Origin of the sequence: Ruegeria arenilitoris (assembly GCF_013032445.1) — a bacterium.
Lineage (GTDB): Bacteria > Pseudomonadota > Alphaproteobacteria > Rhodobacterales > Rhodobacteraceae > Ruegeria > Ruegeria arenilitoris_F.
Genome location: NZ_WQCA01000008.1, coordinates 197,125 through 221,882, shown reverse-complemented (window position 1 = coordinate 221,882; position 24,758 = coordinate 197,125). Strand labels below are relative to the sequence as shown.

The window sequence follows — 24,758 nt, the reverse complement described above, 5'->3', positions numbered from 1 at the left end:
TGGAACAGGATTATGGGCGATACAGACGGCAGTTCTATGGCGGCGCAGAGCGCGCAACCAAAGAACGGCGGTGACAATGTCAAAGAGAAACCCGGATTGTTTTCTCGAATAGTGGATGCGTTCTCGCCACCGGACGAGGATGAAGTCCACGTAGCCAATGGGCACGAGGCCGACAAGGCGCAGCCGCGTGGTATGATCAACCTGCGGCGGATGCGGGTCGAGGATGTGGCCATTCCAACGGCCGAGATCATCGCAGTCCCTTCAACGATTTCCAAAGATGAGCTGGCACAACTGTTTCGCGACAGCGGGTTGTCCCGGATACCGGTGTATGAGGGCACGCTGGACACGCCCTTGGGGTTCGTGCACCTCAAGGATTTCGCGCTGACCCATGGATTTAACGGCGGCAGCACCGAGTTTGATCTAGTGTCTATGCTGCGGACATTGTTGTTTGTGCCGCCCTCGATGCCGATAGGTGTGCTGCTGACGAAAATGCAGACAGAACGCCGCCACATGGCGCTGGTTATCGATGAATATGGCGGTGTTGATGGCTTGCTGACCATCGAGGATCTGATCGAACAGGTGGTCGGTGAGATTGCCGACGAACACGACGCTGACGAGGACCAGCTTTGGGTACAGGAAAAGCCCGGTTGCTACATCGTTCAGGCCCGGGTGCCGCTAGAAGAGTTCGAGGCTGAGATCGGGCGCTCGCTGACCAGTCACGAGGACGTGGACGAGGAAGAGATTGATACTCTGGGCGGTCTGGTCTTCATGCTGTCGGGTCGCGTACCCGCACGGGGCGAGGTCGTTCTGCATCCCGAAGGCCCCGAATTCGAGGTGATCGACGCTGACCCGCGCCGGATCAAGCGGTTGCGTGTCATGCTGCCGGATCTTGCTGCATGAACCCATCGCGGGGCTGGCCGTTTTGGTTAAGGTTCGTCCTGTCGGCCCTGTTGGGTTCGCTGGCAGCGTTTGGTCTTGCGCCGTTTGGTATTTGGGTAGCCACTCTGGTTGCACTGGTGCTGTTAGCCCCTTTGTTTCTTTCGATTGAGACACGTGGTCGGGCCGCGTGGTTGGGCTGGGCCTTTGCCACCGGTTACTTTGCCCACGGTCTCAGTTGGATTGTCGAGCCGTTTTTCGTAGACGCCGAGCGCCACGCCTGGATGGCGCCCTTTGCCCTGATCTTCATGGCAGGTGGGTTGGCTCTGTTTTGGGCGCTGGCTTTTTGGGCTGCGAAACGACCGGGTGGACACCCTGTCGGGCAGGCGGTTTTTCTTGCAGTCGCAGTGTCTCTGGCGGAATGCGCCCGAGGCTATGTGTTGACGGGGTTCCCCTGGGCTGGTCTGGCGCAGGTCTGGGTCGACACGCCGGTGGTGCAACTTCTGTCCCTGTTCGGGCCGTATGGTCTGGGGGCGGTGACTCTGCTGGCAACCTTGCCACTAGGCGCGGCGCTGGCGCAACGTAGCGGGTTCGCACTGCCACTGGGACTGACGGTTGGCGCGGCCTGTTTGGCGCTGGGCTATGCTGTAACGCGCCCGCCTGTCATAGAAACCGACCACATCGTGCGCCTGATCCAGCCTAACGCGCCACAGCATCAGAAATGGGACCCGGATTATGCGCCCTTGTTCTTTGCGCGCCAGATCGAGTTCACTGCCGCACACCCCCGGCCAGATCTGATCGTTTGGCCGGAAACCTCAATCCCCGCTTGGCTGGGCAGCGCGCAGCCGTATTTGACTGCCGTTACCGATGCAGCGCAGGGCGTGCCTGTGTTTCTGGGGATTCAACGGGGTGATGGGCCGCGCATCTACAACTCGATGATCTATCTGGATGAGCAGGGCCAGCAGCAGGGCCTGTATGACAAGCACCATCTTGCACCGTTCGGAGAATACGTGCCGTTCGGAAACCTGATGGCAAGGTTCGGCATCCACGGGATGGCCACCACCGCTGGTCACGGGTTCAGTTCGGGACCGGGCGCTGTACTGATGGACGCGGGAAAGCTGGGTAAGGCCCTGCCGTTGATCTGCTATGAGGCGGTTTTCACGCAGGATGTTTTGGCCGCGCCTGCCCGCGCTGATTTCCTGCTGCAAATCACCAATGACGCCTGGTTCGGCACGCGGTCCGGACCGTACCAGCATCTGGCACAGGCGCAGATGCGCGCGATTGAGCAGGGCCTGCCTATGATGCGTTCGGCCAACACCGGGGTGTCGGCGATGATAGATCCGTTGGGGCGCGTCACTGTCTCACTGGCTTTGGGGCAGGCGGGCTTTGTGGACGCAAAATTACCGGCATCGCTGCCCCGGACATTATTTGCCCGGATCGGGGATATTCCGGTCTTCGCACTGCTGGCGGTACTGTATGCGCTGCTTTGGCGCAACGCTCGACGGGAACGGGTTTAATTACCGATTGACCCCGTGTTGCTGTGGGCGTATCCACTCGCATGCCTGTCACAACGGCTTCCTGGCGTGATGGGGAAATCTTAATGGAGCACTTTTATGTCCCGACAGAACTATGTTTTTACTTCGGAATCCGTTTCCGAAGGGCACCCGGACAAGGTTTGCGACCGGATATCCGATGCCGTACTTGACGCTTTTCTTAACGAAGAACCCGAAGCGCGCGTGGCGTGCGAAACCTTTGCCACGACCGACCGTGTGGTGATTGGTGGAGAGGTAGGTCTTTCTGATCAGGAAAAGCTGCACGATTATATGGGTCGAATCGACGAAATCGCGCGGGCCTGTATCAAGGATATCGGATACGAGCAGGACAAGTTTCACCATGAGACCGTCGAGGTGACGAACCTGTTGCACGAACAGTCCGCCCATATCGCGCAGGGTGTGGACGCGTCGGAAGACAAGGACGAGGGTGCAGGCGATCAGGGTATCATGTTCGGTTATGCAACGACCGAAACGCCCGCTTTGATGCCGGCTCCGATCCAGTATTCGCACGCGATTCTGCGTCGTTTGGCTGAGGTGCGCAAGAACGGGACCGAGCCCGCATTGGGGCCGGACGCAAAGTCGCAATTGTCGGTCGTGTACAGAGACGGCAAGCCGGTCGGTGTTAGCTCAATCGTGCTGTCGACCCAGCATCTGGAGGAGACGCTGACCTCGAAGGACATCCGCGCCATCGTCGAACCCTACATCACCGAAACCTTGCCCGAGGGCTGGCTGACCGCAGAAACTGAATGGCACGTAAACCCCACCGGCAAGTTCGTGATTGGCGGACCGGATGGCGATGCGGGTCTGACAGGGCGCAAGATCATTGTCGATACCTACGGCGGTGCCGCGCCGCACGGCGGTGGCGCGTTTTCGGGCAAAGACCCGACCAAGGTGGACCGTTCAGCCGCATATGCCGCGCGCTATCTGGCCAAGAATGTGGTCGCTGCGGGTATGGCCGAGCGCTGCACCATTCAGTTGAGCTATGCGATCGGTGTGTCCAAACCTCTGTCGATTTATGCGGACACGCACGGTACGGGTCAGATTGCGGACGCGGTGATCGAGAAAGCCGTCGGTCAGGTGATGGACCTGACACCGCGCGGCATTCGTCAGCATCTGGAGTTGAACAAACCGATCTATCAGCGCACTGCAGCCTATGGTCATTTCGGTCGCGAGCCGAATGCCGATGGCGGCTTCAGTTGGGAACGCACCGATCTGGCCGACGCCCTGAAAGCGGCGGTTTGATCTGAAACCAAGGAAAGCGCGCCGAGGTTGGCGCGCTTTTCGGTTCTGCGCCGGGGTTGCAACGTGGCGACCCGCGCAGTATGGGCACCGCCATGAGCACCCAGACACCACAACGCCCCCGCAGAAACTTCTATGGTCGCTTCAAGGGCAAGACCCTCAAGCCCAGCCAAAAGACGTATCTGAACGAAGACCTCGACGCCCTGTCGCCGGGCGCTGTCGATTGGGAGGCCAACCCAGAACGCCATCCTTTGGACCTGAAGGCGCTGTTCGGAGGCAAGGAGGTCTGGCTGGAGGTCGGCTTTGGCGGCGGTGAGCATCTGGTCCATCAAGCCGCCAGTAACCCTGATATCGGGATCATCGGCGCCGAGCCCTATATCAACGGTGTTGCCATGCTGTTGGGCAAGATACGTCAGGCGGGGGTCGAGAACCTTGCTGTCTATCCCGGTGATGCACGCGATCTGTTTGACGTGCTGCCCGAAGCCAGTATCTCGCGCGCGTTCCTGCTGTATCCTGATCCCTGGCCCAAAACCCGGCACCATCGCCGCCGCTTTGTGACACAGGAACATCTGGAGCCTCTGGCACGGGCGCTGAAACCCGGCTCGATCTTCCGCGTGGCCACTGACATCCCCGACTATGTTCGCCAAACGTTGGAAGAGGTGCCGCGTGCCGGCTTCGAATGGCTGGCCGAGCGCCCAATTGATTGGCGCGAGCCTTGGGAGGATTGGATTTCCACCCGCTATGAACAAAAGGCCCTGCGCGAAGGGCGGACGCCGCATTATTTGACCTTCCGGCGGACCGGGGTCTGATCCGTTTCAAATTTCTGTAATCCTGAACGCTGTGCTAGGCTGAGTGTGTTTCTTAGCTTAGCGTTTTTCCAGGATTGCCATGTCTGATATTCGGATCACGAACTGTCACACGCACTTGTTCCATTCGCGTCACGTGCCGGCGGCTTACCCGTACCCGGCGCTCAAACCGTTCAGGAAGATGCCGTGGCTGATAAAGGCTTTGTCATTTGGCGCACACCTGATCGGCCAACAATCTGTCTCTGAAAAACTGGCTCGACTGTACCGCTTTCAGAAGGAAGCGGACGAGGCCAGCCAACGCGACATTTTGGACAACCTCAGACGACACTATCCGAACAATACCCGGTTCGTAGCGCTACCAATGGAAATGTCGGCGTTTGGGTTTGGTGCGCCAGAGGTCCCACTGAGCGCGCAGCATGACGAGTTGGCAAAGCTGTCCGGTGATCCAGAGGTTGGTCGGTCAGTGATCCCGTTTGCAACGATTGACCCGCGTTCCGATCCTCAGGCGCAGGAACTTTGGCGCGCAATTGACGGTTTGAAGTTCCGTGGCCTCAAACTCTATCCGCGATTGGGGTTTGCGCCTGACGATCCGGTCCTGATGCAGAAAGTGTACCCCCGGTTGGAGGAAAAGAACCTGCCCGTAATGTCGCATTGCTCGCGCGGTGGCGTACAGGGGCGATATCTTTCAGACCATTGGGCAGATCGATACACGGAGCCAGAGGCCTTTATTCCGGTTATGCGTGCGCATCCAAAACTTCGGATTTGCCTGGCGCATTTTGGTGGGCAGCGTGATTGGGATGCTTACATCAATCCCGACCTTGAGGATCCTCTGGACGACGCTTTTGGCCGAAACTGGCAGGTCGCGATTCGGCGCATGATCGGCAGCGGAGATTATCCGGGTCTGTGGACCGACATTTCCTACACGCTGTTTCAGTTCGAGGAATACGCCCCGTTTCTGAGGATGTTCCTGACCGGCGATGATGACGAAAGCGAAAGGCTCAGGTCCCGGGTTCTGTTCGGGTCGGATTACTACATGACCCGGCTGGAGGCGCTGTCGGAAAAGGCGGTCTGTATCCGGTTGCGGAATGTACTGGGGGAAGAGATTTTCAGGCAGATTGCAGAAGAAAACCCCGCGAAATGGCTGGGTGAGGCCTGATAGACGCTTTCGCACCCAAGCGGCGCGTCATTGCGGCTGGACCAACCGGCGCCAATTCGCTAATCGGCTTGGGCACTGATAGCGAAAACAGGAGCCCCCATGTCCGGACACGGCACGCCCATCCCGATGACCTCGCATCCCTGCGGCCCGCTGACCGGCACGGCAGAGGTGCCCGGTGACAAATCGATCTCGCACCGGTCGCTGATTCTGGGTGCTATGGCGGTAGGGGAGACCAAAATCTCGGGCCTGCTTGAAGGTGAAGACGTTCTGGATACCGCCAAGGCGATGCGCGCCTTTGGCGCCGAGGTGACGGATCACGGCGGCGGTGAATGGACCGTGCATGGTGTTGGCGTCGGTGGCTTTGCCGAGCCCGATCAGGTGATCGATTGCGGCAACTCGGGCACTGGGGTGCGGCTGATCATGGGCGCGATGGCGACCTGCCCTATCACGGCGACATTCACCGGCGACGCGAGCCTGAACAAACGCCCGATGGCGCGGGTGACCGATCCGCTGGAGCTGTTTGGCACGCAATCCGTGGGCCGTTCCGGTGGGCGCTTGCCGATGACCATCGTGGGCGCGGCGGAACCCGTTCCGGTCCGCTATGAAGTTCCAGTGCCGTCTGCGCAGGTGAAATCCGCCGTTCTGCTGGCCGGATTGAACGCACCCGGCAAGACTGTGGTGATCGAGAAAGAGGCCACCCGCGACCATTCGGAACGAATGCTGGCCGGTTTCGGTGCTGAAATCACCGTTGAAGACAAGGATGAGGGCCGGGTGATCACTCTGACCGGGCGCCCCGAGCTGAAACCGCAGGTCATTGCCGTACCGCGCGATCCGTCCAGCGCGGCCTTTCCGGTCTGTGCGGCGCTGATCACGCCCGGCTCGGACGTTCTGGTGCCGGGTATCGGCCTGAACCCGACCCGCGCGGGTCTGTTTACCACGTTGCGTGAAATGGGGGCCGATCTGACCTATGAAAATGAACGCGAAGAGGGTGGCGAGCCAGTTGCCGATCTGCGCGCGAAATACTCTCCCAATATGAAGGGCATCAATGTGCCACCGGAGCGGGCGGCCTCGATGATCGACGAATATCCCGTTCTGTCCGTGGTCGCGGCGAATGCCACGGGTACGACGATGATGGGCGGCGTTAAAGAGCTGCGCGTCAAGGAAAGCGACCGGATCGACGCGATGGCACGCGGGCTGCGCGCCAACGGCGTGACCGTTGAAGAGGGCGAGGAATGGTGGTCGGTCGACGGGCTGGGCATCGGTAACGTCCCCGGCGGCGGCACCTGCGAGAGCTTTCTGGACCACCGTATCGCCATGTCGTTCATGGTGATGGGGATGGGCGCGAAGACTGCGGTTTCCGTGGATGACGGCGGCCCGATCGCAACCTCGTTCCCGATTTTCGAACCGCTGATGGCGTCTTTGGGTGCCAAGGTCGAACGCACGTGAGCTTTACGGTCGCCATTGACGGTCCCGCGGCGGCGGGCAAGGGCACGATCTCGAAAGGCGTAGCTGCGCATTTCGGGTTCGCGCATCTGGATACCGGATTGCTCTACCGCGCGGTTGGACGTCGGACGCTGGACGGCAGCGATCCTGTCGAGGCGGCGCAGGCGTTGACCGCTGAGGAGCTGGAACAGGGTGATCTGCGCACAGCCGAGATTGCACAGGCGGCGTCGAAAGTGGCGGTGATCCCCGAGGTCCGCGCGGCGTTGGTCGATTTCCAGCGCGCTTTTGCCCGACGTGCCGGGGGTGCAGTCTTGGACGGACGCGATATTGGGACAGTGATCTGCCCCGAAGCTGAGGTGAAGCTGTTCGTCACCGCAAGCGCTGAGGTGCGGGCCGAAAGACGTTTTCTGGAACTGAGCGCCAAAGGCTCGGACGTCACCCGCGAACACGTGCTGGCCGATGTGCGCGAACGTGATGCGCGGGATGCCCAACGCAGTACCGCCCCGATGAAACCCGCTGACGATGCCGTTCTTCTGGACACCTCTGAACTGAGTATCGAGGCGGCATTGTCTCAGGCCGTGGCCTTCATCGAACAGAAAAAAACCGCGACGCCATAACGCCGCGGGCTTTCGCGATTACAACTCGCCGACGGCGACGCTTTTGATATTCGCCCACTGATCGTCAGCGGTTTTTGCCGTGGCTCCTACGTCCTTCAGGAAGGCTGCACGGGTTTCAGCGTTTAGGAACAGGTACAGCTTGCCATCCGCGACCAGATACTGATCCGGGTCGCCATCGAACTTCTTGCCCACGGATACGCCGAACGAACAGAACCCGCCATGCTGCGGCAGATAGGCGGCGGGGTTGGCCTCGAACGCTTCTCGGTTTGCGGCGTTGGTAAAGTAGTAGGACGCGCCGTCATAGGTGGCGGAATGGGTGGCAAAGCCCTCGACGGGGTTGCCGTCATTCACCAGCGCGACCAGATCGACACCATGCGCGGCCAGCGGCGCTCCTGCGGCCGAGATACCGTTAGAGACGTTGATTTCGTCTGCGGCAAAGGCCGGGGCCGCGACCAGCGGCAGAGCGGCGATGAGGGTGGTCAGAACCAGAGACTTCATTGGAATTTCCTTTCCTTTTCAAGTTTCGGTTAACCGGCTGGCCAACCGCTGAAACATAGGTAGAGGGGCAGTTCTGAACGGGCTATCGCAGCAAGCCCATCAAACCTTGCAGATCGTTCAAACTTGCGGTCGGACGGAGTAAGCTCTTCACCAAGCTTTGTTTGGTCAGCCTGTCAGGCGGCCCCTATGGTTGGGGCATAGCCTGCAGGAGAGATGCGATGATCCGACTAGCCCTAACGCTGATTTTTCTGGCCGGAAGCCTGGCCGCTCAGGAAGCCGAGCCGCCAATGGACTATGAACGTCTGGGCAAGATCATCTTCGCGCTCGACCCCGAGGCACAGCCGCGTGGGCCGGGATTCCAGTTGACAGTGTCAGACGTTCCGGTGCTGGTCATCACCGACAGCAATGCCGACCGGATGCGCGCGATGGTTCCGATCCGCAGCGCCGAAGGACTAACTGCCGACGACATGCAGCGCATGATGCAAGCCAATTTCGACAGCGCCTTGGACGCGCGCTATGCGATTGCCAATGGGATGCTGTGGGCGGCGTTTATTCATCCGTTGTCACCGCTGGAAAAGGACCAACTGATCTCGGGGTTGGCGCAGACGGTGAACATCGCCAAAACCTATGGCTCGCTCTATTCCGGTGGGGCGCAGCAATTCGGCGGGGGCGACAGTGGCAATCTTCAGCGGGAACTGATCGAAGAGTTGTTGAAGAAGGGCGAGGAAATCTAAGCTGCCTTAAGCTTCAATCCTAGGGGCAAAATCGCGTTGCGATCCATTTGAAGTAGATGTAATAACATCTCACTTAGAGGATCGTATGCCCCACTTTCTGCTTTCCAACATTTCAACCCAGTTTGTCTGGATGTGGTGGGCCTGATGGCAAAGCGCCGTACGGGCAGAAACCTACGTAGCGGCCTCAAGCGCCGCAGACGTCAGAGGCCATCCATGCAAGCTTATGACGCGCTGCCCCCGCAATTGCGGCAATGGTTGGCAAACGCATGCCTGCCCTGGAGTCCTGACTCGGCCTTTCGGATTTGGCGGGGCGCGGGTGGTGGCGCTGACCCTTCGGCTGCACTGGGCCGGCTGGAAGAAGTCGAGCAGGCTATGTTGCGTCGGGATGCGAAAATATGGGACGCGCATCCTTTGGCGGCGCGGGCGGGCGAGAATTCTGCCTGACAGCGCGAAAATTGGCTTTCTGCTTGCACATCATGGGGAATCCGCCTATACGCGCGCTGTCTGAACAAGGGCGGTTAACGTCTGGATGACGTATCTGAGCAGGGCCGGGTCACCTCGGCCCTTTGTGTTTGTGTAATCAGATGCGCCCCGGATCACGCGATCAGGCATCACGAAACAAGACCGGCGGAGACAACCGCTCGGCCAGCAAAAACGTACTGTAAAGGAAAACAACGCCACATGGCTAACGCATCCATGGAGGAATTCGAAGCCCTCCTGAATGAAAGCTTCGAAATGGACACACCCGAAGAGGGTTCTGTTGTCAAAGGCAAGGTTCTGGCGATCGAAGCCGGCCAAGCCATCATCGACGTAGGCTACAAAATGGAAGGCCGCGTTGATCTGAAAGAATTCGCAAATCCCGGCGAAGCCCCTGAAATCGCTGTAGGCGACGAGGTCGAAGTTTACCTGCGTGCCGCAGAAAACGCCCGTGGCGAAGCCGTCATCTCGCGCGAGATGGCCCGCCGTGAAGAGGCATGGGACCGTCTGGAAAAAGCATATGCCGACGACCAGCGCGTCGAAGGTGCAATCTTTGGCCGCGTCAAAGGTGGCTTCACCGTCGATCTGGGTGGCGCAGTTGCGTTCCTGCCCGGCTCGCAGGTTGACGTTCGCCCCGTGCGCGACGCTGGCCCGCTGATGGGTCTGAAGCAGCCGTTCCAGATTCTGAAAATGGACCGCCGCCGTGGCAACATCGTTGTGTCGCGTCGCGCAATCCTGGAAGAATCGCGTGCCGAACAGCGTGCCGAAGTCATCGGCAACCTGTCCGAAGGTCAAACCGTCGAGGGTGTTGTCAAAAACATCACCGAATACGGTGCATTTGTTGACCTGGGCGGCGTAGACGGCCTGCTGCACGTCACCGACATGGCATGGCGCCGTGTGAACCACCCGTCCGAGATCCTGACGATCGGCGAAACCATCAAGGTTCAGGTCATCAAGATCAACAAAGAAACCCACCGCATCAGCCTTGGCATGAAGCAGCTGCAGGAAGATCCGTGGGATCTGGTTGCTGCGAAATACCCGCTTGGCTCGGTTCATCAGGGTCGCGTCACCAACATCACCGACTACGGCGCGTTCGTCGAACTGGAAGCCGGTGTCGAAGGTCTGGTGCACGTGTCCGAGATGTCCTGGACCAAGAAAAACGTCCACCCCGGCAAGATCGTTTCGACCAGCCAGGAAGTCGACGTCATGGTTCTGGAAATCGACGGCGCCAAACGTCGCGTGTCTCTGGGCCTGAAGCAGACTCAGCGCAACCCGTGGGAAGTGTTTGCAGAAACGCACCCCGAGGGCACCGAAGTCGAAGGCGAAGTCAAGAACATCACCGAATTCGGTCTGTTCATTGGCCTCGAAGGCGACATCGACGGCATGGTTCACCTGTCGGACCTGTCCTGGGACGAGCGTGGCGAGGACGCGATCCAGAACTACCGCAAAGGCGATATGGTTTCGGCTGTTGTCTCGGAAGTTGACGTTGAGAAAGAGCGTATCTCGCTGTCGATCAAAGCCCTGGGCGGTGACAAGTTCGCCGAAGCCGTGGGCGGCGTGAAACGTGGTTCTGTTATCACCGTCGAAGTGACCGCGATCGAAGATGGCGGCATCGAGGTCGAGTACGAAGGCATGAAGTCCTTCATCCGTCGTTCGGACCTGTCGCGTGACCGTGCTGAGCAGCGCCCCGAGCGTTTCTCGGTCGGTGACAAGGTCGACGTCCGCGTCACCAACGTCGACAGCAAGACCCGCCGCCTGGGCCTGTCGATCAAGGCACGCGAAATCGCCGAAGAGAAAGAGGCCGTGGAACAGTACGGTTCCTCCGACTCGGGCGCATCGCTGGGCGATATCCTGGGTGCAGCGCTGAAGTCGGGCGACTAAGCCCGGGCCTCAGCCTTAGCCGAATTTACGGCCTCGCGCAGACGCGCGGGGCCGTTTTTGTTGCGAATCAATATGTTCCGATTTTCGGGCTTATTCCGGGTGTGGTTTGCGCTTTACGCGCGGAATTCGCGTGAACAAGCAAAAAATCGCGCGGTTTAGCAGCAAAATTAAGGCTTTGCACAAAGAGTTTACGTTCCCCCGATCCGACTTTTTTCCTATACTGTTCAGAACAATAGAGATGGTTAACCGGTCGCCTGGGAGGGTAGCGCTCATGATCCGTTCAGAACTGATTCAGAAAATTGCCGACGAGAACCCGCATCTGTACCAACGCGACGTCGAGCGGATCGTGAATACAGTGTTCGAAGAAGTGACGGATGCCATGGCACGAGGTGATCGTGTGGAGTTACGCGGTTTCGGTGCGTTTTCGGTGAAACAGCGTGACGCGCGGGTGGGTCGCAATCCTCGCACCGGTGAGACCGTTCAAGTCGAAGAAAAATGTGTGCCGTTTTTCAAAACTGGCAAGTTGCTTAGGGATCGATTGAACGGTAAAGCCTAAGCTATGATGCGTTACCTTCGATATGCTTTTCTGGCGATCCTCGGGATCGTGCTTATTTCCGTTTCGCTTGCCAATCGTGAGACGGTTGAACTGTCGCTGATGCCGGAGCCTTTTGCCGAGGTTGTGGGCTTTAACTTCAGCACGTCGCTGCCACTGTTCGTGGTGGTGTTGGGTGGTGTGGTTGCGGGCCTGATCATCGGTTTCCTCTGGGAATGGCTGCGCGAGCACAAGCACCGCCGGGATGCGTCCGCCAAGAAAAGCGAAGTGCGCAAGCTTGAGCGCGAAGTCAAAAAGCTCAAGAAAAAGCAGAACGAAGGTCAGGACGAAGTTCTGGCCCTGCTGGACGAGGCCAGCTGAGGCAAACCAATGCCCCAAGATACAAGTGTTAAAATCTGCGGTCTGACCGCCCCTGATCACGTGCGCGTGGCTACTGAGGCTGGCGCGCGCTACGTCGGGTTTGTGTTCTTTCCGAAATCGCCGCGGCATCTGGAAATTGAGACCGCTGCCGAACTGGCACATCTGGTGCCTGCCGGGATCGCCAAGGTCGCGCTAACCGTCAACGCGTCGGATGAGGAACTGGACCGTATTGTAGCCAGCGTGCCGCTGGACATGTTGCAGCTGCACGGAAAGGAAAGCCCGGATCGCGTGGCCAAGGTTCGCGAACGGTTTGGTCTGCCCGTGATGAAAGCCATCGGCGTGGCCGAGGCCGAGGATCTTGCGGCAATCGACCAGTACTCCGAGGTCGCAGACCAACTTCTGATCGACGCCAAACCGCCGCGCAACGCCAAGCTGCCGGGCGGAAACGGGCTGGCTTTTGACTGGCGTCTGCTGGCGGGACGCAAGTACTGGCGCCGTCCGTGGATGCTGGCCGGAGGGCTGACGCCTGACAATGTGGCCGAAGCCATGCGCATGACCGGCGCGCGTCAGGTCGATGTGTCTTCGGGTGTGGAAAGCGCGCCCGGCGTGAAGGACGCAGTCCTGATCCGCGCCTTTATTGACGCCGCCCGGTGATCTGAACACCGGGTGCCTGCGTACCTCCGATAGGGGAGGACGCGGCAATGCTGGCAGCGATTGGCGGAGTTTCATTGAAACGGTGGTACTATGGGCCGGAGTTTTTCTGGCGTGCCCGTCAGGCAATGCTGCAGGCGCGGGGTGACCCGCTGTGCGTGAAAGTAGAGGTCTTCCCGCATCAGGGGCTCTATTTCTCGCTGAGTGTCTGGCACGACGCCGAGGCGATGCTGACCTTTGCCCATTCCGGACCGCACCGCCGCGTCGTGCAGGCGGCCACGCGTCTGGCCGAGGTGAACGAGTTTCATCACTTTCCCTGTATTGCAGTGCCCAGCAGAGATCAGGCGTTACAGGTTTGGGCACAGCGCGTTCAGGCGGCGGAATGATACGTTTTGCCATGGCAAATCCCGCCGCTACCTCCTATGAACGTCGCGTACGACGATGGAGACACCCATGGCCAACGATCTTTTCAATTCCTTCATGTCCGGTCCCGACGAACAGGGCCGCTTTGGCATCTTCGGCGGGCGGTTTGTTAGCGAAACGCTGATGCCCCTGATCCTGTCGCTGGAAGAAGAATATGAAAAGGCCAAGGACGATCCCACCTTCTGGGCCGAGATGGACGATCTGTGGGCGAACTATGTGGGTCGCCCCTCGCCGCTGTATTACGCGGAGCGCCTGACCGAGCATCTGGGCGGTGCCAAGATCTACCTGAAGCGCGATGAGCTGAATCACACCGGCGCGCACAAGATCAACAACGTGCTGGGTCAGATCATTCTGGCGCGTCGCATGGGCAAGACCCGGATCATTGCTGAAACCGGTGCCGGTCAGCACGGCGTGGCCACCGCCACCGTCTGCGCCAAGTTCGGCCTGAAATGCGTGGTTTATATGGGCGCGCATGATGTGCAGCGTCAGGCGCCGAACGTGTTCCGTATGCGCCTGCTAGGGGCCGAAGTGATCCCGGTGACCTCGGGCCGTGGCACGCTGAAAGACGCGATGAACGACGCGCTGCGCGATTGGGTGACCAACGTGCGCGACACGTTCTACTGCATCGGTACCGTTGCCGGTCCGCACCCCTATCCAGCAATGGTGCGTGACTTCCAGTCGATAATCGGCAAGGAAGCCAAAGAGCAGATGATGAAGGCCGAAGGCCGCCTGCCGGATACGCTTATTGCGGCCATTGGTGGTGGCTCGAACGCAATGGGCCTGTTCTACCCGTTCCTCGACGACAAAGACGTTAACATCATCGGCGTTGAGGCTGGTGGTAAGGGCGTGAACGAAAAGATGGAGCATTGTGCCTCGCTGACGGGTGGTCGTCCGGGCGTACTGCATGGAAACCGCACCTACTTGCTGCAGGACGATGACGGCCAGATTCTCGAAGGTTATTCGATCTCGGCCGGTCTGGATTATCCAGGTATCGGGCCTGAGCATTCCTGGCTGCACGACATTGGCCGCGCCAACTATGTCTCGATCACTGACAAAGAAGCGCTTGAGGCGTTCCAGCTGTGCTGCGCGACCGAAGGCATCATCCCGGCGCTGGAGCCCTCCCATGCGCTGGCCCATGTGATGAAAATCGCGCCCGAACTGCCCAAAGACCACCTGATCTGCATGAACATGTGCGGACGCGGCGACAAAGACGTTCAGACCGTGGCCAAATATCTGAACTTCGACATGTCGGATACCGAAGGCCGAACGGCCGATTGACCAAGCGGTAAATTTTGAAATTTCAGAAAAGAGCGGCGTGCCTTTGACGGGTGCGCCGATTTGTTTTTGGCGTGCCGCCTTTTCGAATATTGCGCAACTGGGTAATTTTGTTGCGTGCTCGCCACAGGTTCTTTTTTGGGGCGCAAGAAATTATTGAGCGAATCCAGCGCCTTCGCCTAAACCCGCCGTTACCGGTCACAACGGGCCGGACCCTAGCGGGCAGAGGTGATCACTCTCCCGGTGCGGACGGCGCTGCCGAAACCGTATGCCAGGGCCGAAACCGGGGATTGGTGCGCTTTGTAGCTCAGGTGGATAGAGCGGCAGACTCAACTCTGCAGGCGAAGGTTCGATTCCTTCAAAAGCACCAAATGTAGCTCATTCTGGTTAGAGCAATCGACTGCAAATCGAAGGGTAGCGGGTTCGATTCCCGCCATTTGACATAGCTGTTCAGTCAGCACTGGCCTTCCACGCCGGCCCGTGAAAACGGTCCAAAACATATGGGTCCGGGTGTTCCCCAGCAGGGGCGGCACCGCGCAACGTCAGGCTTTGGCCGGGCGGGGCAGGGGCCTTCGCTGCTCTGGCCTTGGGCCGGAGGGCAGATGACGGTGCCGCCGGATCGGTGTCCCGTATGACCCTTGGGTCACACGGCGCATGGGTCCCGCGCCCCTCTCTATGACCCTCCCGCACAGGGGCATGGCGCGGGGGATGTCCGGATCTTTCCCGCCTTTATCCGAAGGCTTCACAACTGTCACCCGTTCGGGGTGCAACCCACTGAAAACATGAAAAGGAGTTCGCATTTGCGACGACGATAGAGCGAGACGAAAAGGAGAAATGATATGACACTGTTCCAAGATCTGATTGACCGGCTGACCGGCCACCGGCGGCTGACCCTGACCGAGACCCAGCGGATGCTGGTCCTGCGCAATGGGGTGTTCGATGCAATCCTCGGCCCCGGGAAACACCGGCTGCCGCGCAAGGATGTGCTGACCGAACTGCACGATCTGGAGAAGCTCTTTTTCGTGTCGCCCTATGAGCGAGCGCTGATGCAGAACCGGCCTGAACTGGCCGCCAAGCATCTGACCGAGTTCCGGGCCGGACCTGAAGAAATTCTGGTTCTGCTGCGGGATGGGGTACCTGTTCGGGTGCTGAACCCCGAAGCGCGAGCGCTGGTCTGGAAAACAGCAGGTCCGTGGGAGGTCGAGCATCACGCGCTGACTGAAACCATGGCCGTTCCCAAAGCAGTCGCGCAGCGGCTGGTTCGGGCCGGGCTGCGGCTGAACCTGACGCAGGTCGAGGTTGCCGAAGGGCATACCGGGCTGCTGACGGTGGACGGAGTGCTGGTGGATCAACTGAACCCCGGTGCGCACGCCTTCTGGAAAGTCGGGCGGAACGTCGAGGTCAAGCAGATCGACCTGCGGCAACGCACCCATGAGGTGACCGGGCAAGAGATCCTGACCAAGGACCGGGTGACCATCCGGGTCAACCTCAGCGCCGACTACCGGGTCGTTGATCCGGTCACGGCGGTGGGGACGGTCAAGGACTTCGATCAGGCTCTGCATCGGGCGCTGCAACTGGCGTTCCGGAAAACCTTGGGGGCGATGACACTGGACCGGCTGCTGGCCGAGAAAGTGACCGTCGACACCGAGGCTGCGGATCGGGTGCGGGCACAGATGGCCGGGATCGGTATCGAAGTGGGTGAGATCGCGTTGAAAGACGTCATCCTGCCCGGGGAGATGCGCGAGATCCTGACCGCCGTGGTCGCCGCCGAGAAACAGGCCGAGGCCAACGTCATCCGGCGGCGGGAAGAAACCAACGCCACGCGGTCCCTGCTGAACACCGCCAAGGTGATGGCGGAAAACCCGGTGATGCTGCGGCTGAAAGAGCTGGAGGCGCTGGAAACCATCGCCGGAAAGGTCGAGCGGCTGACGGTCCACAACGGGACCGAAGGTCTGATGTCCGACCTTGTCAAACTGCGGGAGTGATCCCGAATAAGGGCCGGTCCGGGGTATCCCGGGCCGGCCTGTTTATTCCGTTGCCGCGTGTTCGGCCAGCAGGCGCAGCGGCACCACGTCCAGCGCGCGCTGATGGGTGGCCTCAAGATGCACCTTGGGCGCACAGCCTTCGTCATGGGCCTGCAGAAAGCGCCCGGCGCACAGGCACCAGCTGTCACCGGGTTTCAGGCCGGGAAAGTTGAACTCGGGGCGTGGGGTGCTCAGATCGTTTCCGACATATTTCGAAAAAGCCAGAAATTCGGCTGTCATCACAGCGCAAACTGTATGGCTGCCTTGATCCTCGGGGCAGGTGTTGCACGCGCCGTCCCGAAAAAATCCGGTCAGCGGATCGCGGGAACACGGGGCGAGCACACCGCCCAACACATTGATACTGTCCTGTTTTTCCATAGGCCTACCTTACAGGCTTTGGGCGATCTTGCGGAACATTTCTATGTTTGCTTCGTTCACGCCGTCATCGCGGAATTTCCGATCCGCCCCGGTTGTCACGATCAGAACCCCACGCGGCTGGTCGAAATAGATGTACTGACCATAAACGCCACGTGCGAGGAACTCACCCTCATGCGCTCCGACCGGAATCCACCATTGATAGCCGTACCCGATTTTGCCCGTCTCGGTCGGCGCGTTGGGCAGGACGGATTCAGCAATCCAGTCTGCAGGCACCAATTGTTGACCATCAATCTCTCCGTTTTGCAGGATCATCTGACCAAAGCGGGCGAAATCGCGTGTTGTGAAGTTCAACCCACCCAGCACAAAGGCAACCCCGGCACCATCGGTCACGTAGTAGCCATCATACTCCAAACCCAGCGGCTGAATGATCTTTTCGGTCAACAACTCGGTCACACTGCGCCCGGTTGCGCCACGGATCACCATGCCGATGACGTGGGTGTCGATCGAGACGTACTGCCAGGTCTCGCCCGGGGTAGCGAAAGTGTCCTGTAGCGAAGCCGCGAAGTCATCCAACTCTCCGCCCAATGCCACCACGCGGCCCATCCGATTAATGTCTGAGTTGGGGTCGAAATAGTCCTCGTCAAAGGTAACGCCACTGGCCATGTTTAGCACATTGCGGATTGTCGCGCTGTCATAGGCGCTGCCCTTCAGCTTGGGCGCGTATTTCACTACCGGATCATCCAGCGAGTCGATGGCACCTTCGGCCAGCAGAATACCGAACAGGGCTGAGAGATAGCTTTTTGCAACCGACCATGAGATTCGGCGATCCTCGGGGGCGGTGCCCAGATAGTACTCTTCGAACCGGATTTGTCCGTCCTGCATCACCAGCAGAGAGGTTACGGCCCGATCCTCGATCCATTGATCCGTCCCTTCGGGCAAATCAAAGCCAGGGCCATAGGGCAGTTCCCATGTTGGCCTGTTGCCGCGCGGAAGATCGGTCGTCAGGAACGCCTCATTCATGTGAGAGAAATTGTGGACGATCTTCTCTTCGGAAAACAAAGAGTTCACAGCCATCAGCCGTTGAATCTCTTCGCGTTTCCAAAAACCTACGACAACTGCGGCCAGCACCAACATAAGCAGGATGCGCAGCACCCACTTCAACAGAGCTTTCATCTATCGCCTCCCGTATCCCCGCAACATTGGAACCCGTCCGACGCAGTTCCGCAATTGGGACGTTACGGCAAGGTCAGCAGCCTTACTTGAACTTGTCCAGCAGCTTTTGCATGGCCGAGCGTTCATCGACCTCGGGTTCCGGTGCAGGAGCGGCAGCGGGTGTCGTTTCTTTGGCCGGAGATTTCGAAGATCGCGGCGGCGCGGTGCGCAGAGCGACCGCATTCATGAACTTGCCGCTTTCCCTATCGGCCAGAAATCCAGCGCCGCCTGACACACCGCGTAGAACTTCATCAAGCCAGTCGGCATCGGCTTTGGCAAAATCGCTCAGGACATACGGCGAAACTAGCTCTTTCCGTCCCGGATGCCCGATACCCAGCCGCACCCGGTCATAGGCGGGGCTGATATGTTCGTGGATTGATCGCAATCCGTTGTGGCCAGCATGACCACCACCCGCCTTGACGCGTACTTTACCGGGGGCAAGGTCCAACTCGTCATGAAAGACGGTTACATCGGTCGAATCCAGTTTGTAGAACCGCATCGCTTCGCCCACCGACTGACCAGAGCGGTTCATGAAGGTCTGCGGCTTGATCAGCAGGACCTTCTCGCGGCCTAGACGCCCCTCGGCAATCTCGGATTGAAACTTGGATTTCCATGGGCCGAAACCGTGATCTTCAGCGATCCGGTCCACGGCCATGAAGCCGATATTGTGCCGGTTGCGGGCGTATTTCGATCCCGGGTTCCCCAATCCGACAAACAGTTTCATAGTCTCGTCCTTGTGCGATGCACGTGGTTGATGGCACGGAATGCCACCCGTTTTCCAGCCTAGGTGTCAAAAGAAAACGGGGCCTGCTAGAGGCCCCGTCTCAATATCCGGATAGTTGGGTCCGGACTTATTCTTCTGCTTCTTCCTGGCCGACGACTTCAACTTCGTCTGCGGCCACTTCTTCACCTTCCTCATCGTCGCTGGACGACAGGCCGGTCGGTGCCGAGATGTTCGCGATCACGAAATCGCGGTCGATGGTCGGTTTAGTGCCTGTGGGCAGATCAACGGACGAGATGGTCACAACGTCGTTGATGTTCAGACCGGTCAGATCAACAGTGATCTTCTCAGGAATGTCACCGGCGGTGCACATCAGTTCGACTTCCGGACGAACAACGGTCAGAACGCCGCCCTTCTTGATGCCGGGTGCTTCTTCTTCGTTGATGAACTCAACCGGGATGTACAGCGCGATCTTGGTGGTCCGGCGCAGGCGCATCAGGTCCAGGTGGGTCGGCAGGTCTTTGACGACGTCACGCTGAACGTCGCGGCAGATGACGCGAACGTCTTCGTGGCCTTCGACCTTCAGGTTCCACAGGGTGGACTTGAACCGGCCTGCTTTCAGGCTCTTGAACAGGACGTTGAACGGGATCTGGATCGGCAGCGGCTCTTTGTCACCACCAAAAACAATGCCCGGAACCATGCCGTCGCGGCGTGCTTGACGAGCGGCGCCCTTGCCTGTCCCCGTCCGTTCCAGAGCTACGAGATCAGGAATCTCACCAGCCATGATATATCTCCAAATGTTAGGGCGGGCATCCTCCAAGGCTGTATGCCCGCGTGAAGCCGCGTCCTTAGCTTGATTCATTGGGTTTGGAAAGGGTTTTTTGACCTTTTATTTCAAAGGTCAAATCACTCCTGCCAGCGGCCACCGAAATCTGCGGGGATAAGCAGATTGTGCCGTCCCAGATCGCCAACGTTGCGCTCGCCGCACAGGGCCATCGTGGTGTCCAGTTCCTTCTGGATGACTTCCAGCGCCGTTGTGACACCTTTCTGCCCCATCGCACCCAGCCCATAGACAAAAGCGCGGCCGATATAGGTGCCTTTGGCCCCGAGAGCGACGGCTTTCAGAATGTCCTGACCAGACCGGATGCCGCTATCCAGATGAACCTCGATATCCCCGCCGACCGCGTCCATGATCTGCGGCAGCATACGGATCGAGCTAAGCGCACCGTCCAACTGCCGCCCGCCATGGTTCGACACGACGATGGCATCAGCCCCCAGCTTTGCGGCCATCTTGGCGTCTTCGACATCCAGAATGCCTTTGAGGATGACCTTGCCGCCCCATTGTTCCATCAGCTTTTCGACCTTGCTCCAGTCGAGGCTGGGATCAAATTGCTCAGCAGTCCACGCGCCCAGAGAGGAAGCGTCCGAGATGCCCTCGACATGACCAACGATGTTTCCGAATTCGCGGCGCTTTGCGCTCAGCATTTCGATGCCCCACGCCCATTTGGTCGCAAGGTTTGCGATGGTTTTTGCCGTCAGTTTTGGAGGTGCGGACAGGCCGTTTTTCAGGTCCTTGTGGCGTTGGCCCAGAATCTGCAGGTCCAGCGTGATCACAAGGGCCGAACATTTTGCATCCTTGGCGCGTTGGATCAGCCGGCTGACATAGTCCTGATCCTTCATCGTATAAAGCTGAAACCAGAAGGGCTTCGTGGTGTGCTCGGCCACATCCTCGATCGAGTTGATCGACATGGTCGACAGGGTAAAGGGCACCCCAAACTCTTCGGCAGCTTTGGCGGCCTTCATCTCTCCATCCGCGTGCTGCATGCCCGTCAGCCCGACCGGGGCCAACGCGACCGGCATCGCGACGTCCTCTCCGATCATCTGCGAAGCAGTCGAGCGCCCGTCCATGTCCACCGCAACACGCTGGCGCAGGCGGATATCCGAGAAATCCGAGCTGTTGTCGCGGAAGGTCTGTTCGGTCCAACTGCCGCTTTCGGCATAGTCGTAGAACATCCGCGGCACCCGGCGTTCATAGATGCGTCGCAGGTCTTCGATAGTGGTGATTACGGGCATGGGGCCGTGCCTTTGGTTGAGTGGTCAGATATTTCTACTGGGGCAATCGGGTTGGCGCAATTGGTTGCGAACAAGAAAAAACCGCAGCAGGCCAGTCGCTTGCTGCGGTTTTTTTGGATGGATAGCGCGCTGAACGATCAGGCAGAATGCGCGCCGTCAGCCAGCGTTTTCACAAAGTCCAAAACCTCGGCCACGGGTTTGCCCTCCGCGATCTGGCTGACAATGGCCGAACCGACCACGGCACCATCGGCGACGCTGGCGATGCCTTTGGATTTCTCGGGCGTATTGATGCCAAAGCCCACGATCACCGGCAGGTCAGTTGCGGATTTGATCCGGGCGACTTCCGGGCCGACATTCGTGGCCTGCGCCTCGGCCGCGCCGGTGATGCCGGTGATCGAGACATAATACACAAAGCCCGAAGTGTTCTGCAGCACGCGGGGCAGGCGTTTGTCGTCGGTGGTTGGGGTCGCCAGACGGATGAAGTTCAGACCGGCCGCCTGAGCGGGCAGGCACAGCTCTTCGTCTTCTTCCGGCGGCAGGTCCACGACGATCAGGCCGTCGATACCCGCGGCTTGGGCATCAGCCAGAAACTTGTCCACGCCCCGGCTGTAGATTGGGTTGTAGTAGCCCATCAGCACAATGGGCGTCGTGTCGTCGGTTTCGCGGAACGCACGCGCCAGATCCAGCGTGCGCTGCAGGGTCATGCCCCCGTCCAGCGCCCGTTGACCCGCGGCCTGAATGGTCGGGCCATCCGCCATGGGATCGGTAAAGGGCAGACCCAGTTCGATCACGTCGACTCCGGCTCCGGGCAGGCCTTTCACAATCTCAAGCGACGTGTCGAAATCGGGGTCGCCTGCCATGATATATGCGACAAAGGCCTTTTTCCCTTCGGCCTTCAGGGCGGCGAACTTGGCGTCAATACGGGTCATCTGCAGTCCTTGCATTCAGAGTTGAACCTGATGTGCAGAAACTTTGCCCGGAAATCAATCCCGCCGGGTCAGATTGCCTCAAAACTGGTAGTGGTATCGCAGCAGGGCCGAGTTGACGCCGGGGTTATCGTCATGCGTGCTGGCGTTGGACTTGTGGGTGATGGCAAAGGATATCTTGTTACCACTTTCCAGAGTGTACCCCACACCCAAAAGGCTCCGGATCTGGAATTCGCCGCCAAGATCGTTCAGGTCGTCACCTTCGGAAAAGTATCCCGGCATGACACTACCTTCGACAAACCAGCGGTCGGCGAAGGTGTAGAAGCCGATCAAGCCGATGCCGATATGAACGTCGCTTGCCGTATCCACGGTCAGGGCACCGCCCCACGTGGCGGAAAAGCGTGTTGCTTCGTAAAACGGGCGGTGCTGGTATTCGAGCGCGAATACGGCTTCGTCATCTGCTGCGCTGTCGGAGAAATCTGAGTACCCGGCGCCAAATACAAGGGATTGGGCTTGCGCTGTCTGGGTGGCCAGCAGCAGCGCAAATGCTGTAATAAGACTCTTCATACCTACTATTCACTTATTGTTTGTTCGCATCGTTCTATTTGCCGATCTTAGAGTGGTGTTTCGAATTCGGGCAAGCTGGCAAGGGGTGAACATTTCCGTGATGTTGCAATTTGGACTTGGCCGGGCTTGACGCGGTCTGACTTGCGCATTGACCCGGACCTGCATAGAAGCACCCCTCGAATGACATCAGGAGACCGTCATGGGCTTTAAAATGGGAATCGTGGGTTTGCCGAACGTGGGCAAGTCGACCCTCTTCAATGCGTTGACCAAGACCGCAGCCGCGCAGGCGGCGAATTTCCCGTTCTGCACGATTGAACCCAACGTGGGCGATGTTGCCGTTCCTGATGATCGCCTGGACAAACTGGCGGCAATTGCCAGTTCGAAACAGATCATCCCCACGCGGATGACCTTCGTGGATATCGCCGGTCTGGTGAAGGGGGCTTCGAAAGGTGAGGGGCTGGGCAACCAGTTTCTGGCCAACATTCGCGAGACCGACGCCATCGCCCATGTGCTGCGCTGTTTCGAAGATGGCGACGTGACCCATGTGGATGGCCGTGTCGATCCGGTGGCTGATGCCGACACCATCGAAACCGAACTGATGCTGGCCGATCTGGAAAGCATCGAAAAGCGCCGCGCCAATCTGGTGCGCAAGCTGAAGGGCAACGACAAGGAAGCCCAGCAGCAGGATCGCCTGCTGGCCGAAGCGCAAGCGATGCTGGAAAATGGCAAACCCGCGCGTCTGGTTGACGTGTCCGATGAGGATGCGAAAGCGTGGAAGATGCTGCAACTGCTGACCACCAAGCCGGTGCTCTATGTCTGCAACGTGTCCGAGGAAGAAGCCGCCGAGGGCAACGAATATTCAGCCAAGGTTGCCGAGATGGCCGCAGCGCAAGGCAATGCGCATGTCATCATCAGCGCCAAGATCGAAGAAGAGATTAGCCTGCTTGAAGACGAAGAGGCACAGATGTTCCTTGAGGAAATGGGTCTGGAAGAACCCGGCCTCGACCGCCTGATCCGCGCCGGTTATGACCTGCTCAAGTTGGAAACCTATTTCACCGTTGGCCCGAAAGAGGCCCGTGCTTGGACCATCCGTACGGGTACCGCCGCGCCGCAGGCGGCTGGCGTGATCCACGGTGATTTCGAAAAAGGCTTCATCCGCGCCGAAACCATCGCTTATGACGACTATGTATCCGCCAATGGTGAACAGGGTGCCAAAGAGGCGGGCAAGATGCGGGCTGAGGGCAAGGGCTACATCGTCAAGGACGGCGATGTGATGCACTTCTTGTTTAATACCTGATTGTTTGGGGCTTTTCCTGCGGGATGAGCAGGTTATCCTGTCTTATCCGCAGCCCCGAGGCCCCAAATGATCGAAATCCGCGACCTTCAACTGCTCAGCGCGTTGGCGCGGCATCGGCACTTTGCCAAGGCGGCTGAGGAATGCGGGATTTCGCAGCCTGCGTTCTCTATGCGCATCCGCAACCTCGAGGATCGGCTGGGTGTTTCCATTGTCCGCCGTGCCAATCGGTTTCAAGGTCTTACAGAAGAGGGTGAAATGATCGTCCAGCGGGCGCGGCGTATCCTCGATGATGCCAAGGCGCTGGAACAACAGGTGCTGGCCATCAAGGGCGAGATCATCGGCACGCTGATACTGGGCGTGATTCCAACGGCGATTGCGTTCACCGGGCGTCTGACCAAACGCCTTCGGCAAGCGCACCCTCGCATTGTCACACGGATTGAAACCATGTCGGCCACCGCGATCCAGCACCGGTTGGACGAAGGCAGTCTGGATGCGGGTATCACCTATGGCGACAGTATCGGCACCGATCTGCGGCAGGTGCAGCCTTTGTACGAAGAGACCTATGTGCTGCTGGTCCCGTCGCACATGACCAATGAGACCGGCCCGATCCCATGGGCGCAGGTGGCCGAATTCCCGCTCAGCCTGTTAGAGCCACAGATGCAAAACCGGCGCATTTTGGAACGGATTTTTGCAGACCAGGGACTGCACCCGCAGGTTGTTGCAGAAACCAGCGGTTTCACTGCCTCAATGGTCATGGCGCGCGAAGGGCTGGCGGCCACCGTGGTTCCGCGCGTTTTGGTCCGCGCGCTGGGTGATTTGAAGGGAACAAAGGTGCTGCCACTGGTCGATCCCGTTGTCAGTAAACCGATTTGTCTGGCGACCCTATCCCGTGATCCGGAACTGCCCACGGTCGAGGCGTTGCGGGCGGTGGTGACGTCTTTGCGGTGATAAGGTGTCGTTATCGTGCGATTGCGATAAGCGATTTGACGATATGTTATTCTGATGAGACACGGAGCCT

At 59.1% G+C, this 24,758-nt stretch carries 26 protein-coding genes, 2 tRNA genes and 1 riboswitch; of the genes, 20 read left to right on the top strand and 8 right to left on the bottom strand.

Features of this window, described 5'->3' with window-relative positions; translation table 11 throughout:
• The first annotated feature begins 12 nt into the window (after positions 1 to 12).
• From GOW98_RS13725 to cmk, 7 genes are all read left to right on the top strand, one after another.
• Positions 13 to 900, top strand: a complete 888-nt coding sequence (locus GOW98_RS13725; protein WP_170332923.1) for a hemolysin family protein — start codon at positions 13 to 15, stop codon at positions 898 to 900.
• A complete protein-coding gene (lnt, locus tag GOW98_RS13720) occupies positions 897 to 2,393 on the top strand; it encodes an apolipoprotein N-acyltransferase (RefSeq protein ID WP_170332921.1) in 1,497 nt (498 codons plus the stop codon). The genes GOW98_RS13725 and lnt overlap by 4 nt, the downstream gene beginning before the upstream one ends.
• 42 nt (positions 2,394 to 2,435) lie before the next feature.
• Positions 2,436 to 2,484: riboswitch (SAM-SAH riboswitch) on the top strand.
• A 5-nt stretch (positions 2,485 to 2,489) separates the two neighbouring features.
• Positions 2,490 to 3,671: a methionine adenosyltransferase gene (metK, locus tag GOW98_RS13715; RefSeq protein WP_170332919.1), complete on the top strand. Its 1,182-nt coding sequence runs from the start codon at positions 2,490 to 2,492 to the stop codon at positions 3,669 to 3,671.
• Between the two features lie 92 nt (positions 3,672 to 3,763).
• On the top strand, positions 3,764 to 4,477 hold the full coding sequence (trmB, locus tag GOW98_RS13710) for a tRNA (guanine(46)-N(7))-methyltransferase TrmB (RefSeq protein WP_170332917.1): 714 nt from the start codon (positions 3,764 to 3,766) through the stop codon (positions 4,475 to 4,477).
• 79 nt (positions 4,478 to 4,556) lie between these two features.
• On the top strand, positions 4,557 to 5,630 hold the full coding sequence (locus GOW98_RS13705; protein WP_170332915.1) for an amidohydrolase family protein: 1,074 nt from the start codon (positions 4,557 to 4,559) through the stop codon (positions 5,628 to 5,630).
• Positions 5,631 to 5,729: 99 nt separating this feature from the next.
• Positions 5,730 to 7,076 carry a 3-phosphoshikimate 1-carboxyvinyltransferase gene (gene aroA / locus GOW98_RS13700; RefSeq protein ID WP_170332913.1) on the top strand — a complete coding sequence of 449 codons (1,347 nt, stop codon included), beginning with the start codon at positions 5,730 to 5,732 and terminating at the stop codon, positions 7,074 to 7,076.
• The gene (gene cmk, locus GOW98_RS13695) at positions 7,073 to 7,690 is read left to right on the top strand and encodes a (d)CMP kinase (RefSeq protein WP_170332911.1); all 618 of its coding nucleotides are present in this window, start codon (positions 7,073 to 7,075) and stop codon (positions 7,688 to 7,690) included. The genes aroA and cmk overlap by 4 nt, the downstream gene beginning before the upstream one ends.
• 18 nt (positions 7,691 to 7,708) lie before the next feature.
• Here cmk and GOW98_RS13690 read toward each other — a convergent pair whose 3' ends face one another.
• Positions 7,709 to 8,188 (bottom strand): YHS domain-containing (seleno)protein, encoded by a 480-nt coding sequence (locus GOW98_RS13690; protein WP_170332908.1) that lies wholly within the window; start codon positions 8,186 to 8,188, stop codon positions 7,709 to 7,711.
• A 218-nt stretch (positions 8,189 to 8,406) separates the two neighbouring features.
• On the opposite strand from GOW98_RS13690, the gene GOW98_RS13685 reads away from it, so the two are divergent.
• From GOW98_RS13685 to GOW98_RS13635, 11 genes are all read left to right on the top strand, one after another.
• Positions 8,407 to 8,922: a hypothetical protein gene (locus GOW98_RS13685; protein WP_170332906.1), complete on the top strand. Its 516-nt coding sequence runs from the start codon at positions 8,407 to 8,409 to the stop codon at positions 8,920 to 8,922.
• A gap of 144 nt (positions 8,923 to 9,066) precedes the next feature.
• A complete protein-coding gene (locus tag GOW98_RS13680) occupies positions 9,067 to 9,366 on the top strand; it encodes a DUF6525 family protein (protein WP_302479272.1) in 300 nt (99 codons plus the stop codon).
• Positions 9,367 to 9,603: 237 nt separating this feature from the next.
• On the top strand, positions 9,604 to 11,280 hold the full coding sequence (gene rpsA, locus GOW98_RS13675; RefSeq protein ID WP_039532111.1) for a 30S ribosomal protein S1: 1,677 nt from the start codon (positions 9,604 to 9,606) through the stop codon (positions 11,278 to 11,280).
• Positions 11,281 to 11,551: 271 nt separating this feature from the next.
• A complete protein-coding gene (ihfB, locus tag GOW98_RS13670) occupies positions 11,552 to 11,836 on the top strand; it encodes an integration host factor subunit beta (RefSeq protein ID WP_037310872.1) in 285 nt (94 codons plus the stop codon).
• Between the two features lie 6 nt (positions 11,837 to 11,842).
• Positions 11,843 to 12,193: a lipopolysaccharide assembly protein LapA domain-containing protein gene (locus GOW98_RS13665; protein ID WP_170332902.1), complete on the top strand. Its 351-nt coding sequence runs from the start codon at positions 11,843 to 11,845 to the stop codon at positions 12,191 to 12,193.
• 9 nt (positions 12,194 to 12,202) lie between these two features.
• Positions 12,203 to 12,847, top strand: coding sequence for a phosphoribosylanthranilate isomerase (locus GOW98_RS13660; protein ID WP_170332900.1), 645 nt, complete (start codon positions 12,203 to 12,205; stop codon positions 12,845 to 12,847).
• Between the two features lie 47 nt (positions 12,848 to 12,894).
• Complete coding sequence (locus tag GOW98_RS13655; RefSeq protein ID WP_170332898.1) at positions 12,895 to 13,230, top strand: hypothetical protein; 336 nt, start codon at positions 12,895 to 12,897, stop codon at positions 13,228 to 13,230.
• Between the two features lie 67 nt (positions 13,231 to 13,297).
• On the top strand, positions 13,298 to 14,545 hold the full coding sequence (gene trpB / locus GOW98_RS13650; RefSeq protein WP_170332896.1) for a tryptophan synthase subunit beta: 1,248 nt from the start codon (positions 13,298 to 13,300) through the stop codon (positions 14,543 to 14,545).
• Positions 14,546 to 14,839: 294 nt separating this feature from the next.
• A tRNA-OTHER gene (locus GOW98_RS13645) sits at positions 14,840 to 14,912 on the top strand.
• Positions 14,910 to 14,984, top strand: a tRNA-Cys gene (locus GOW98_RS13640). The genes GOW98_RS13645 and GOW98_RS13640 overlap by 3 nt, the downstream gene beginning before the upstream one ends.
• Before the next feature lie 397 nt (positions 14,985 to 15,381).
• Complete coding sequence (locus GOW98_RS13635) at positions 15,382 to 16,527, top strand: SPFH domain-containing protein (RefSeq protein ID WP_170332894.1); 1,146 nt, start codon at positions 15,382 to 15,384, stop codon at positions 16,525 to 16,527.
• A gap of 42 nt (positions 16,528 to 16,569) precedes the next feature.
• On the opposite strand, the gene GOW98_RS13630 is transcribed toward GOW98_RS13635, so the two are convergent.
• The 7 genes from GOW98_RS13630 to GOW98_RS13600 form a co-directional block, all read right to left on the bottom strand.
• Positions 16,570 to 16,944, bottom strand: coding sequence for a DUF2237 family protein (locus tag GOW98_RS13630; protein ID WP_170332892.1), 375 nt, complete (start codon positions 16,942 to 16,944; stop codon positions 16,570 to 16,572).
• Between the two features lie 9 nt (positions 16,945 to 16,953).
• A complete protein-coding gene (locus GOW98_RS13625; protein ID WP_170332890.1) occupies positions 16,954 to 18,117 on the bottom strand; it encodes a serine hydrolase domain-containing protein in 1,164 nt (387 codons plus the stop codon).
• Positions 18,118 to 18,199: 82 nt separating this feature from the next.
• Positions 18,200 to 18,880, bottom strand: a complete 681-nt coding sequence (gene pth, locus GOW98_RS13620) for an aminoacyl-tRNA hydrolase (RefSeq protein ID WP_170332887.1) — start codon at positions 18,878 to 18,880, stop codon at positions 18,200 to 18,202.
• A gap of 127 nt (positions 18,881 to 19,007) precedes the next feature.
• Positions 19,008 to 19,661: a 50S ribosomal protein L25/general stress protein Ctc gene (locus tag GOW98_RS13615; protein ID WP_170332885.1), complete on the bottom strand. Its 654-nt coding sequence runs from the start codon at positions 19,659 to 19,661 to the stop codon at positions 19,008 to 19,010.
• Positions 19,662 to 19,783: 122 nt separating this feature from the next.
• Positions 19,784 to 20,950, bottom strand: a complete 1,167-nt coding sequence (locus GOW98_RS13610; RefSeq protein WP_170332883.1) for an alpha-hydroxy acid oxidase — start codon at positions 20,948 to 20,950, stop codon at positions 19,784 to 19,786.
• Between the two features lie 137 nt (positions 20,951 to 21,087).
• Positions 21,088 to 21,879, bottom strand: a complete 792-nt coding sequence (gene trpA, locus GOW98_RS13605) for a tryptophan synthase subunit alpha (protein WP_170332882.1) — start codon at positions 21,877 to 21,879, stop codon at positions 21,088 to 21,090.
• A gap of 78 nt (positions 21,880 to 21,957) precedes the next feature.
• Complete coding sequence (locus GOW98_RS13600; protein ID WP_170332880.1) at positions 21,958 to 22,443, bottom strand: acyloxyacyl hydrolase; 486 nt, start codon at positions 22,441 to 22,443, stop codon at positions 21,958 to 21,960.
• A gap of 199 nt (positions 22,444 to 22,642) precedes the next feature.
• Between GOW98_RS13600 and ychF the strand changes: the two genes are divergently transcribed.
• Together ychF and GOW98_RS13590 are read left to right on the top strand one after the other, a co-directional pair.
• The gene (ychF, locus tag GOW98_RS13595) at positions 22,643 to 23,740 is read left to right on the top strand and encodes a redox-regulated ATPase YchF (RefSeq protein WP_170332878.1); all 1,098 of its coding nucleotides are present in this window, start codon (positions 22,643 to 22,645) and stop codon (positions 23,738 to 23,740) included.
• A 66-nt stretch (positions 23,741 to 23,806) separates the two neighbouring features.
• Positions 23,807 to 24,688 (top strand): LysR family transcriptional regulator, encoded by an 882-nt coding sequence (locus GOW98_RS13590; RefSeq protein WP_170332876.1) that lies wholly within the window; start codon positions 23,807 to 23,809, stop codon positions 24,686 to 24,688.
• Positions 24,689 to 24,758 lie beyond the last annotated feature (70 nt).